General features: G+C 45.1%; 8 protein-coding genes. 2 read left to right on the forward strand and 6 right to left on the reverse strand.

Annotated elements, in window-relative coordinates; genetic code table 11:
• Nucleotides 1–339: 339 nt before the first annotated feature.
• Nucleotides 340–3492 (reverse strand): PAS domain-containing protein, encoded by a 3153-nt coding sequence (locus QUA24_RS20950; protein WP_333231800.1) that lies wholly within the window; start codon nucleotides 3490–3492, stop codon nucleotides 340–342.
• A gap of 570 nt (nucleotides 3493–4062) precedes the next feature.
• Nucleotides 4063–5001: a glycosyltransferase gene (locus tag QUA24_RS20955; RefSeq protein WP_333231802.1), complete on the reverse strand. Its 939-nt coding sequence runs from the start codon at nucleotides 4999–5001 to the stop codon at nucleotides 4063–4065.
• Between the two features lie 308 nt (nucleotides 5002–5309).
• On the opposite strand from QUA24_RS20955, the gene QUA24_RS20960 reads away from it, so the two are divergent.
• Nucleotides 5310–6518, forward strand: a complete 1209-nt coding sequence (locus QUA24_RS20960) for an argininosuccinate synthase (protein WP_333213392.1) — start codon at nucleotides 5310–5312, stop codon at nucleotides 6516–6518.
• A gap of 356 nt (nucleotides 6519–6874) precedes the next feature.
• On the opposite strand, the gene QUA24_RS20965 is transcribed toward QUA24_RS20960, so the two are convergent.
• The 3 genes from QUA24_RS20965 to QUA24_RS20975 all read right to left on the reverse strand — a co-directional run bounded on the left by QUA24_RS20965 (nucleotide 6875) and on the right by QUA24_RS20975 (nucleotide 11169).
• Nucleotides 6875–8344 (reverse strand): GTP-binding protein, encoded by a 1470-nt coding sequence (locus QUA24_RS20965; protein WP_333231804.1) that lies wholly within the window; start codon nucleotides 8342–8344, stop codon nucleotides 6875–6877.
• 179 nt (nucleotides 8345–8523) lie between these two features.
• Entirely contained in the window at nucleotides 8524–8946 is a 423-nt protein-coding gene (locus QUA24_RS20970) for a hypothetical protein (RefSeq protein WP_333231806.1), read from the reverse strand.
• 114 nt (nucleotides 8947–9060) lie between these two features.
• Nucleotides 9061–11169: a hypothetical protein gene (locus QUA24_RS20975; RefSeq protein ID WP_333231808.1), complete on the reverse strand. Its 2109-nt coding sequence runs from the start codon at nucleotides 11167–11169 to the stop codon at nucleotides 9061–9063.
• A gap of 215 nt (nucleotides 11170–11384) precedes the next feature.
• Between QUA24_RS20975 and QUA24_RS20980 the strand changes: the two genes are divergently transcribed.
• The gene (locus tag QUA24_RS20980) at nucleotides 11385–12215 is read left to right on the forward strand and encodes a CPBP family intramembrane glutamic endopeptidase (RefSeq protein ID WP_333231810.1); all 831 of its coding nucleotides are present in this window, start codon (nucleotides 11385–11387) and stop codon (nucleotides 12213–12215) included.
• Nucleotides 12216–12333: 118 nt separating this feature from the next.
• On the opposite strand, the gene QUA24_RS20985 is transcribed toward QUA24_RS20980, so the two are convergent.
• Nucleotides 12334–12615: a HEPN domain-containing protein gene (locus QUA24_RS20985; protein WP_333231812.1), complete on the reverse strand. Its 282-nt coding sequence runs from the start codon at nucleotides 12613–12615 to the stop codon at nucleotides 12334–12336.
• Nucleotides 12616–12691 lie beyond the last annotated feature (76 nt).

Raw genomic sequence — 12691 nt, forward strand, 5'->3', positions numbered from 1 at the left:
TGTTGACAGAGTTTGTATAATAGCAACTGTAATATTCACTACTAATTTTAGCAGCGCAACGTCTGGGGCCTCAAAAGGGTAACTCTTTATTATATCATGTTTAAGATAAGATTAAACTAAATGACAGACCGTTCGCAGCAAATACGGGAGAAAATGTCAGGTTATGACGCACTCTAAAATAGGTTCTGATAGACGATTCATATAATATCCGTTGAATTCCCCCCCATCTGACGGTCGGGGTGGGTTTAGGCTCATCTCTGGCTGATATTATAGATGGTTGGTGAACTGGCCCCTACAAAAATTATGGTTAATTTACCGCCCCTGATTTAACAGCTTATCCTAAGTTTTAACTTTCAACTTTTGCGAAATCGGCAGTTGGAGCGCAAATTCTGTTCCCCGGCCAACTTCTGAATGACACTCCAACTTACCGCCGTGGGTGTCTTTCACAATTTGGTAACTAATCGACAACCCCAAACCAGTGCCGGTGCCAATCGGTTTAGTAGTAAAAAATGGGTCAAACATCCTTGACTGAATTTCGGGACGGATACCGGGCCCGGTGTCAGAAATTCGCACACACACTTGATTTTCGCTGCTGACTTCAGTAACAATGCGAATCTGATTAACTTTGCAAGTACAATTTGCTGATGACTCTTCCATAGCGTCGATCGCATTCACCAGCAAATTCATAAATACTTGGTTTAATTGAGCCGGATAACACTCGACTTTGGGCAGTTCCCCGTAATTTTTAATAACTTGAATTTCCCCACGTTTTACCTGTGGCTGAAATCGGTGCTGCAAAATCACCAAAGTGCTCTCTATCCCTTCATGAATATCTATTACTTTGCGAGCTGTTTCGTCCAGTCTCGAAAAATTTCGTAAAGACAGCACTATCTGCTTAATTCGGTTAGCACCTTCTTGCATGGAAGCCAGCATTCTCGGAAAATCCTCAGCAATAAAATCCACTTCGACTTCTGCCAATTCTTCCTCAATTTCGGCAACTGGTTCGGGATAGTGTTGCTGGTAGAGCTCGATCAATTTTACCAAATCGCGAGCGTACTGTGCGGCGGGAATAATATTGCCGTAGATGAAGCTGATGGGGTTATTAATTTCGTGGGCTACTCCCGCTACCATTTGCCCGATACTTGACATTTTTTCTGCTTGAATAAGCTGAGATTGAGCTTTTTGTAAGTCTGCCAGAGTTTTTTCTAACTGTTTCGCTTTCTCTCGTTCTCGCTGTTCGCTAAATTGCAAATCTGCTTCGGCTTGTTTGCGATCGCTAATATCGATATGCGTGCCCGTCATCCGCAAAGGATTTGCCGAAGCATCGTGTTCCATCACCTTCGCTTGAGCTAAAATCCACTTCCACTCGCCGGATTTTGTCAGCATCCTAAATTCCACTTCGTAAGTAGGACTTTTGCCTTCCAGGTGAGCATTTAGCGCTGCTTTAGCCGGAGGAACATCCTCTGGATGTACCAGTTTCTCCCAGGTGGCGAAACTATTTGCTATTTCCTCAACTTCATATCCCAGCATCGTTTTCCACCGCGGATTAAAATAGACTTCTCCCGTGGTCAAATTCCAATCCCACAATCCCGTAGCACTGCCTTCAAATGCCAGATAAAAACGTTCTTCGCTAAGAAGCAAAGCTGCTTCGGCTTTTTTGCGATCGCTAATATCCATCACTGTTCCCAACAGTTTTATTACTTCCCCAGTTTCGCTAAAAACAGCTTCTCCCCTTCCTTCGACGTATATAATTTGACCGCTAGGATACAAAAATCGGAACTCTCTTTTGTAGGCAATGCCTTGTGAGATAGTCAGGCTGACGGTTTGTTGAAATAATTCTCTGTCGTCGGGATGACACATCTTTAAAAGTTTGGCAGATGTCGGTTCAGTTGCACTTGAGTCAAGACCAAAAATGCGGAATACTTCTTCTGACCAAGTAATTCTATTGGTGACTAAATCAAATTCCCAACTGCCGATATGGGCAATTTTCTGGGCTGCTGCTAGACTAGCTTCGCTTTGTTGAAGTTTAAGCCGCTGTTGTTTATCTTGTTCCAGAAGATTTGCTTGAGCGATCGCAATTCCCATCTGTGCCGCCACAGCGCTCAATAATCTGATCTCATCCTGCGTCCAGTGGCGGGGGCGATCGTACTGATGTAAGCATATCATTCCGTTAGCTTTTCCCTGATAGGAAGTGCGGATGGATATCATCGACTTCAAACCTATTTGACAGCACCAATCTCGGACGTTTTCTAGCAGAGGTTCGGAAAAAACATCGTCAGAAACTACAGCTTGATCTTGGGACAATAAAAACTCAACGTGAGGATTGCCCTGTATGGGAATTTCTAAATCTAAAAGCGATTGAGAGGCTGTTTTTCTGTACTCAGCGACATTATAAATTCTGGGAACTGGGTCTTCTTTATAGGTGTGAATCAAGCAGCAATCTGCATTAAAAATTCGACCTATTTGAGCAGTCGCTGTTTGAAAAATTTGCTCTTGATTTAAGCTGTAGCGAATTTCGAGAGTAATTGTTTCTAGCAGAAATTTTTGTTTTATTTGCCGTTCCAAAGCAGCTAAAGCTGTTTTAAGTTCTAGTTCTGCTTGTTTGCGATCGCTTATTTCAGTAGCCGTCCCCAAAATTTTCCAAGGTTTGTCGTCTGCTGTTCTGGCAAACACTGTATCCACGCTAACAAACCAGCGATATTCACCATTTTTGTGCTGAATTCGGTACTCAAACTCAAAGCTTTCACCGTCTTTTGCTGCGTCAATTTTGCTCAGATGTTCTGAGAATCCTGGCAAATCGTCAGGGTGTATTAAGTTAGGAAGAAATCCTCCTGCCATCTTCTGGATTTCTTCAAGGGTGTAGCCAATATCGCTATAGATTTCGCGGTTGATATACAGAGTTCGCTGTTCTATCAAATCGGAAACGTACAAAAGATTAGGATGTGTTTCAATTACTGCCGATAGCCAGCGTTGGCTATCTCGAAGTTCTGCTTCGATCCGTTTGCGTTCTTCTATTTCTGCTTGCAGCCGCGCATTTTGTGCTAAAATTTGTTTATAAAGACGGCTCAGAAGCAGTTGATTTTCGACGCGGCTCACCACTTCTTCTGTTTGAAATGGTTTACTAATGTAGTCGGCCCCGCCCACCGAAAAAGCTTTGACTTTATCAAAAACTTCATTTAAAGAGCTAATAAAAATCACAGGAATATCTTTGGTTTGCGGACAAGCTTTTAGCTGTTCGCAGACTTGATAGCCATCCATACCGGGCATCATGATGTCCAGCAAAATCAAATCTGGTGGACTCGACAGAGCAAAGTTAAGAGCCAATTTGACATCTCGTGTCGGCCGCACTTTATATCCCCGCTTAGACAAAAGCTGGGATAAAAGCCGCAAGCTTTCTGGATGGTCGTCCACCATTAAAATATTTTCTTGTAAGGCAGCGTTTTGAAGTCTAAGTGTTTCTAGTCTTGGATTTTTATTGTCAGTTGTATTCATAGCAAACCCTCACACTATTCAAGTTGTATATGTGGGAATATTTTTAAAATCATTAACCACTTTTAGGTAACACTCTCAGATCAACCAGCACAACTATTGGCTTTATAGCACGCTCCTAAATTATCTGTCATTATATCAAAAGTAATGATCGTTGGAAAATGTTGGTAGATAAAATTATCGGAGCCGAGTGAGAAAACAGCCTATATTGCTCAAATCACAGGCTAAGCAAGCAATTTTGATTAAAGGTCAAGCTGGTACACTTTCTATAAACCAGTTTTGCCTGCCTTTATCTGGTGGCTTTTTTTGTTTTTTTTCAGTAAATATCCTCACTGGAAAGGTTAATTCAAATAGACCGGAACATGGGTGTCAACTTAAGACTAAAATTATTTGTTTTTCTGGTTTGTATCCAAGTCTTGAGTTCCCTAAATCCCCCTTCTTTAGCAGCGCTAGGGCAGTGTAGGCATAATTGTCAAACAGTAGGCTTTTACTACATTTGAGCTTAAGTTGACACCAATGGGCCCTGAAATACTCCTACAATATCTTATATTTTATTTGCGCTGTCGGGCTGATTTATGGTATCTTTGTCTCGGTCTGCAATTCCCCGCAAGCGGCGTACACGGCTTTCACGTTATACCAATTCAGAAAAATCCGAGCAATTTCTAGAGCTAACTGCGGTTTGCCTTGGTCAATCAACCACTGCAAAAAAGGAGTCATCGTTCGTTCGTTCAGCATCCCACCTAATGATAAAACTCCCCATAGGATTTGGTGCAAAAAAGTCATTTGAATCATCATCCTTACTTCCCAACTTGGGTGTTTTTGATAAAACAAAACTCCCATTCTACCGCGCTGAATTTCTCGGTCAATCATGCCCGGAATTTGCTCCAAACTAAAAGGTGGATGCCAGTGATAGCCGACAGCAGCCGGACATTTAATGAGTTTCAAACCTAATTGTTTTAACCTAACTCCCAACTCTAAATCTTCCCATCCGTAAAGTTGAAAGCGATTGTCAAACAGTCCAGCAGCCAGCAGCCAGTGGCGGGCGATCGCCACATTTCCCGTAGCAAAATAAGCCGCCGAAAAATCCGTTATTTTGTAGGGTTCCGAAGTAGGATTATCGAAATTGCAAGTATTAATCACGCTGCCGTAAGTAAAAACCGCATCAGTATCTTTGTAACCCTGTAGTAAAGCATCGGCGTGTGCTTGCAAAAAATGCTCTGTTACCACCAAATCGCTGTCAATAAAAATAATCGTATCGCCCTTAGCATCTTCAACGCCCAAATTCCGGGCTGCCGCAGGGCCCTGGTGAGATTGACAGATCGATCGCACATGAGGCAACAAGTCAGCATTTGCAGCCAACCACTCCAGCGTCCCGTCCGTCGATCCGTCGTCCACCACAATTACTTCATACTCTCTGACAATCTCACCGAACTGCTGATTTTCCAAAGCCAGTAGACATTTTGCCAAAATCGGTTTACGATTATACGTCGGAATCACAACACTAAAAAACACGGTTTGTCCTCATCGCCACAGTTACCGTATCCCACGGTAGCAGATTTTCCCCAGCAACTCCCCCGGTAAATAGCCAAGTTTAGCAAAAAAAGAATATATAAATCTGTACTATTTCTGACAAGAATCGATCTCAATTAGGTGCATAATGAAAAGTCGGTTAAATCGGATATCTTGCACCATTCTCAAGAACAGGCAAGATGCCTGTTCCACAAAAATGATATTTTTTTGTGGGGTGGGCATCTTGCCCGCCCTGAAAAGCTTAGTGACAATGGTGCAAGATGTCAGTTAAATTCAGGATGTAAAGAGCAATGAGTCGCGCTAAAAAAGTTGTGCTAGCATATTCGGGCGGAGTCGATACTTCCGTCTGCATTCCTTACCTCAAAAACGAGTGGGGTGTGGAAGAGGTAATTACTCTGGCTGCTGATTTGGGACAGGGAGACGAATTAGAACCGATCCGCAAAAAAGCTTTAGCATCCGGTGCTTCGGAATCTTTAGTTATTGATGCTACCGAAGAATTTGTCAAAGACTATGCGTTTCCAGCGATTCAAGCTAACGCACTTTACGAAAACCGTTATCCCCTTTCGACTGCCTTGGCTCGCCCGCTGATTGCTAAATTGTTAGTAGAAGCTGCGGAAAAATACGGTGCAGATGCGATCGCCCACGGGTGTACGGGTAAAGGAAACGATCAGGTACGGTTCGATGTGTCGATCGGCGCGCTCAACCCCAAGATTAAAATCTTAGCACCAGCGCGGGAGTGGAAAATGAGCCGCGAGGAAACGATCGCATACGGCGAGAGATGCGGCATTCCGTCGCCAGTGAAAAAGTCTTCCCCTTACAGTATCGATCGCAACTTATTAGGAATGGCAATTGAAGCCGGAATCCTGGAAGATCCTTGGGCGGAACCGCCAGAGGAAGTTTATTTGATGACAAAGGCGATCGAACAAACTCCCGACACACCCGAATACATAGAAATCGGTTTCGATTGCGGCAATCCTGTCAGCTTAAACGGCAAAAATTTATCACCAGTCGCCTTAATTTCCCAGCTAAATGAAATAGTTGGGAACCACGGAGTCGGCCGGATTGACATGATTGAAAACCGCCTTGTAGGTATTAAATCGCGGGAAATTTACGAAACACCAGCGATTTTAGTTTTGATGCACGCGCACCGAGACTTAGAAAGTTTGACCTTGACAGCAGATGTAACGCGGTACAAGCGAGGCATCGAAGAAACCTACAGCCAAATGATTTACAACGGTCTTTGGTACAATCCTTTGAAAACAGCTTTAGACGCATTTATTCAGGACACGCAAAAGCGAGTAACTGGAACCGTGCGGCTCAAACTTTTCAAAGGCAATGCGACTATCGTCGGCCGCAAATCTGAAAATTCCCTGTACAGTTTCGACTTAGCAACCTACGGCGCAGAAGACGAATTCGATCACAAAGCTGCCGAAGGATTTGTCTATGTTTGGGGACTACCAACCCGCATTTGGTCGGAGAAAAATAGAGGTTATAAATAGGATCGAATTAGGGTAGGAAACCTGATGTTAAGCCGCCAAATCGAATTCGGATTAACAATTCGATGTTAACCCGCCGAATCGAATTGGCGGCTACACAAGCAAAGTCCGCCTTCGCGGAATTAGAGTAGAGTTTGCACGGCGCATCTTCTTTGCCGCAATCGCCCAACCTGTGCCAGTTGCCTAAGTCATAAGTTAGTAAGATACAGTAATAATTGGTAATTGGTAATTTGTTGTTATCCTAATAATTTGTTAAATTGTCTTCACACAAATTTAGCTTTGAAGCAGGGGTTGAAACCCCTGCCGGATTGCGGCAGGGCTGCGCCATAATTGCTGGGTAAACGTAAAACAGCCGATCGCTAAGATTTCTGTTTTTCCACACTTCCCAAATCCAACTTAGCGCGCAACTCCTCCTTAATCCGATTTAAAATAGAATCCTCATCCAAAGAAGACAAAATCTTGCTCACCACAGCCTTTGGTCCATCATCTCCCCAAGAAGCACCATTAGCCAAATAAGCCTTAGTAACTTGACCGATACCATAGGAAGAAACCCCCGCGATCGCAGCTTGCGTCACCGCCACAGACAAATAAGGCCCTAAAGCCAAACCCCCCGTCGCCGGCGTCGCCAAACCCAACAATCCTTTCAAAGAACTCAAACCAAAATTAGCCAACAATTCACCCGCAGTAATTCCCCCCATACTAATCGCAATCTTTTGCAGCAATTCCACCGCGCCCGCTTCCGTCATCGCAATGCCGTAAACTTTAGATAAAGTTAAGATCATCACCACATCAATTACCGCACCGCTAAGAATATCAACTACAGTAATTGGATTAAGTGCGATCGCCACCGATTTCGTCATTACCCCGTTCCAGATAATGCGATTAGCCGCGTCATCTCGAATCTCCATTTTTCGCTGCACCAACTGCTCGTTAATATCACCCGCACACAGCATCGTATTCAGCGCGACCAAAGATTTGCCTTCCCGGTCTAAAATCTCCAAAATCTTTAATTTTAAATCTTGCACTTGTGGCAAACTGCGAGTCATTTGCACACCCATACTTCCGTCAGGACGGCGCACCGCCCTCGCCGTCAAAGGCGAAGCCGCCGCCATCACAATTTCATCGGGAGACAACAATTCTCTGACGCGCTCGTCTCGAATTTTATGATAAATTGCCAGCCTGTCTGCATCAGGATACTGGTCAATTTTATTAAACACTAATAACATCGGTTTTCCCGCTTCTCGCAACTGCGAAAGTGCTGCGTATTCCACCTTCGTAATGTCGCCAGCAACCACAAACAAAATCAAATCTGCTTGTTGAGCAACGCGGCGGGCTAAAAGTTCGCGAGTTTCTCCGTCAACTTCATCTATTCCCGGAGTATCGACTAATTCAACTTGCGACAAACGGTAAATAACTGGCGAAAGTCGTAGCGTAGCGGGGCGTAAGCCATCGGGCAAATTCTCATCAATTCCCTCTCCGACATCCCACTGCCCGATAGTCGTCGTGCGAGTCACCCCGTGAGTCGGGCCAGTTTCAAACACATTTTGACCTAGCAGCGCGTTCAAAACCGAAGATTTTCCCCTTCCCACCATCCCAAATACAGCTATTTGCACGCAAGCGCGCTCTAGCTTGTCGAGCATTTTCTCTAACCCGCCAATTTCCGGTTCTAGTCCAGTTCGCTCTTGAACTGTCAAGTCGAGATTTTCTACTATATCTCGCAGAGCATCTTTAGCGTGGCGCAGGTTGAGTTCTGCCTGAATGTCTGCGAAGCTTAAAATTGTGTCATCTAATTCTCGATCGACATTTGAAAAATCGGAGGCTTCAGTCATTGTCACCTGGCTTTTTAACTTATTTTACCTAAAGTTGCAACAGATACAATGCTATTGTACCTGTTTCTGTCTGCTGTGTACAGCCCGCACCAGTTCGCAGCGCCAAAAAATCTGCTTTGCAGAATTAGGAAATAACTGCAAGATGTCAATGTTTAATCTCCCGTGGAATCGGCGAGTTGCTAAAGCATCGGCATCTCTTCCTTGGATACTCGCAACTCCATTTTCCCGCCAACAATCCAGACATCAACAAAAGGAGTCTCTTGCACCCGAATTTCCTTTGTCTGCGTCTGGCCACCCTCCACAGCTACCTTCAACTTAACTGTGGATTCCTCAACAGGAACTTCCACCGCATCCGCGAAGGAAATCGTCAAATCCGTAGTCACGCCAGACTTGCGATAGACTTCCTGTTCATTCACTTCTACAGTCACGGTGTTATTGCTGAAACCGTCGCGAAGTTTGATAAATAAACGCATAGTGGTACTCGCTTGGTAATGGTAAGGGGTAAAAAAATCAGCCTGGGGGCGATCGGGTACGCAGCTAGACCCGATCGCCAAAAGTGCCAACAGAATTATCAGGTGTCGAACCAACAACAGACTTATCATTAATGCTGTGAAGTTGTTGCTAGCAGTGTTTTGTACAAACTAACAAAAATTGCTTTACTTATTTAGTTTAAAATAAAGTAAAGCAATCTTCTGGGTAATTCACCAATTCACTTTTTACTTCTTGGCTGCCGATCGCAATGTCTTGACTTCCATTGCTGAGATTTTGCTAAAGGTTTTGCTAACAGCATCCTCATCGCCGGTTTTAGCCTGAACCTCAGCTAAACAGGAAAGGGACATCTGTGCCGAAACAGGGTCGAGAATATTGGAATCGGCGACTGCTGTCAGCAACTTGGCGCTTTCATCCAATTCCGCAGGGCGTACAATCACCCGGCTTTCACGATCGCCGGTAATCGTTTTAAAGTCACGGCTAGCGTTGATACCCTTCACCATCCGAACATAGTTTGCCATAGCGTGTTTCGGATATTTTGCTAGAACTTCCTCAAAAGCATCGTTACCGCTTCGCAAAGACTCATCATCCGAACCCAGCAAATAGAGCAAAGAACCCTGTTCGTCGCCGATAAACAGAGCGGCCAGTTCTTCCTCAATTGGCGTCACAGGATAGCGAACGCGAATAGTGATGATATCCGAGAATACCTCTGAACCGTCCAAAGCTCCATAGACCGCCCGTACCCGGTAATTTCCGGGTTGATCGAAATAAAATCCGTCTTTGCCATAGCCGATATATGCGCTTTCTGGAATTACATCATCGCGCGCGATCGTGCTTTCTCGCTGACCGACTAAATGATCGATTAGCGGTTCATAAAGCACAACTGCGCCACTAGGCTTGCGAATCACGATTTTGACCAAGCCGCAATTCGGATGTAGCCAAGTATGCACCCGGCGCCCACCCGCAGCCGTCGTTCCCAGCATTAATTGCAGTACCACAGGCTCACCTAGCGCGAAGCTCTTTTGGTTGGTAGAGATACTGAAAGTCAGTCCCGACTCATCGCGAATCGGATCGGCCATCACTTCCTGGCCCAGACCAGAGCCGATCGCAAAGTCGTTTCCACCCACAATAATATTGTTGCGGAACGCATGGCGGAGATGGATGACCTCCTCATTGTCGAACTGAAACGCAAACTGGCTCCAGTAGGTAGCCTCGCCACCCGGTGCTGGGTAATTAAAGGGATAGTTCATCCAAGACAGTGCCAGCGGGCGATTCGTACCAGGGGGCGTCGCCAAGGACTTTTGCCACGAGTGCAGCAAGTTAAAACTATGCCCCAGCTCGTGAACATAAGTGTAGAGCTGCAATCGCAGCTTTTCGGCAGTTTCTCCGCCTATACCTTGATGAAAAACGGCGCAGCCTTGCCGCTGCTTCCCTTGCTGGTCAAACATGATGCCGTAGAGCCCAGGGCCCAGGTCGTGAAGTTGAGCAACTACCTGCCAAACAGCCCACTGCGGCAAATCCTGCCACAAGGTGAAGTGTTTCTGCATCGAAGCGTGCAGTTCGGAGTTGCTCCATTTAGCGCCCGCACCAGCTTCATCGATATTGATGACGTTGTTTCCTGCTGTTGCGATCATCTCGATCCCAGCTTCTGCATAGGAACTGACGACGCTGAGGTTGCGCGCTGGCCCCCCCGACGGCAGGGAACCCGTGTTGTAGCTGCTGAATATGGGAGTGACAACATCGGAAACCTGGTCTGTTTCTAGTCGCAGACTGCGGAAATACACAGACTCGAAGACACAAGTGTAAGTTGCTCCGGCGACTCCGCCCTTTGTGAAAAATTCCACCGTTGCTGGCGCCTGCGGCTGGAAGATGAACTTGCGCTGGATTGTCACCTGTATTACGGGAGATCCGGCGGCAAAGGTAAAGCTTCCGAGGCCCTTGATGACGACTTGAGAAGCTGTTACCTTTATCGTCGGCGCATTGACGATAAAGGAGCCAAAATAGGTAGTCGTACCGCCGCTGACTTGGAAGAAGTCGCCGCTTAACCGCTTCATTGGTCGAGTGCGATCAACGTCAACCCGGAGTTCGAGTTGAAAGCTGCCTAATGTACCGCGGTAGCGCCCACTGACGGGCCGTTTGGCGATCGGAATTGCGGTCGGTGCGATCGGTAGCGGTGGAATACTAGGTATTGGTGCGGTTTCGCCCTCGATTGGATGTGTTGGATCGCTAATTCCAGCCTCTATTGCTGCGATCGCAGCTATGTCATCGACTGACATTTCTCCAAACGAAAAATCACTACTGGTTAAATCGATACTTGTAGGATCTTGCTGAGACATTTTTATTTATCCTTTCATATTGTGATACTCCATATATAAGTGGCAGTATTGGGGAGTTTACAGTCGCTTTTTAGAGTGACACTTACTTGTGCTACACCATTTGAGTGTCACTCATTTAAGCGACAGTGTTGTTGACTATTTCACTCATGCGTCCGACCCGTGTTATGTTTATTTTTACTAAAAATTAAAATCTCTCAGCAAGTAAATTGTAACCAATGATTAACCGCTGCCAAATAATAGCCACTTATCCATTTCCTTTCCGTGTGATAATTTTCCTATTAATCTTGCTAGCAATTTGGCTGCCGCTAGCAGCACCAATTTATCTGTTGGTTAAAGATAGTAACCTAGCAACTATTCTGACAATGGGATTGTTGTTTACTGAGTTTCTGTTCCTAGTGCCGCGCTGGGGAAAACAGGTTTACGGACAAACCCAATTACTCAAGAGTTACGGTTTAATCAATACTCGAAAAAACGGTTTTGAGCTTTTAATTGGATTGGCGATCGGGCTTTTGCTAACTTTCAGCTTATTTGCGGTGCAAGGACTGTTCGGCTTAGTCGCGTGGCAAAATTCTGATAATTTGCCGAGAATCATCGCAGAAGGGCTGTTAAGCGCCCTTGGAGTCGGTTTTGCGGAGGAGTTGGTATTCCGTGGTTGGTTGCTGGACGAGTTGCAGCGGGATTACAATTATAAAATATCTCTGTGGGTGAATAGCCTGGTGTTTGCCCTATCTCATTTTATCAAACCTGTCGCGGCAATGCTGCAGAGTTGGCCGCAGTTTCCGGGGTTGTTGTTGCTGGGTTTGATTCTGGTTTGGGGAAAAAGATCGCGCCAAAATCGCCTCGGTTTGTCGATCGGGCTTCATGCAGGTTTAGTCTGGGGATATTACACGATCAACATCGGGAAGTTAGTGCGATATTCGGCATCTGTTCCCGAGTGGGTGACAGGAGTTAACGGCAATCCGCTAGCTGGGGCGATCGGGCTGTTGTTTTTAGGTACATTGGCCTTGGGAATGCGAAAAATGTCCCAAAAGTCCAAAGGTTTGTAATATATCCATCAGGTGCGTCGCTATGAGATTGTTGGTATTTAGTTAGGAATTTATCGCAGGCGACACACCCTACAACTACTGCTGTTTTAGCAAAGGCATTATCAGATTAAATTGATATTTATAGATTATTTAGGTTATAAATTATTTCTTGAGAACGCTTGATCGCAATAGTAGCAATCGCAGATAATAAGGGAAAATTATCGTCATAGTCGGATTGATTTCGATATCGGCGCAACACTGCTAAATTATCGGCGATTAATTGACATCTTGAGTCAGGATTAATATCAAATTCTTGCCAAACATAGCGGTGAATATCGCTTGTTTTTGGCAGGGAATGACCTTGTTTATCTCGCAAATAGTTCCGCGCTAAGATAAAAGCAGCATAATAGGAACGACTGATATAGCAATCCTAAATCATTATCAAGACTATGATACAATTATATGCAATACTTGATTGTGACCATAAAAAAATGAAT

The sequence above is a fragment of the Microcoleus sp. Pol12B5 genome (assembly GCF_036701335.1).
Lineage (GTDB): Bacteria > Cyanobacteriota > Cyanobacteriia > Cyanobacteriales > Microcoleaceae > Microcoleus.

Bases quoted from the DNA above. Each gene is read 5' to 3' on its own strand.
- QUA24_RS20975 (WP_333231808.1), bottom strand. From the start codon at position 11,169: ATGTCTCAGCAAGATCCTACAAGTATCGATTTAACCAGTAGTGATTTT.
- QUA24_RS20980 (WP_333231810.1), top strand. From the start codon at position 11,385: ATGATTAACCGCTGCCAAATAATAGCCACTTATCCATTTCCTTTCCGT.
- QUA24_RS20965 (WP_333231804.1), bottom strand. From the start codon at position 8,344: ATGACTGAAGCCTCCGATTTTTCAAATGTCGATCGAGAATTAGATGAC.
- QUA24_RS20950 (WP_333231800.1), bottom strand. From the start codon at position 3,492: ATGAATACAACTGACAATAAAAATCCAAGACTAGAAACACTTAGACTT.
- QUA24_RS20970 (WP_333231806.1), bottom strand. From the start codon at position 8,946: ATGATAAGTCTGTTGTTGGTTCGACACCTGATAATTCTGTTGGCACTT.
- QUA24_RS20960 (WP_333213392.1), top strand. From the start codon at position 5,310: ATGAGTCGCGCTAAAAAAGTTGTGCTAGCATATTCGGGCGGAGTCGAT.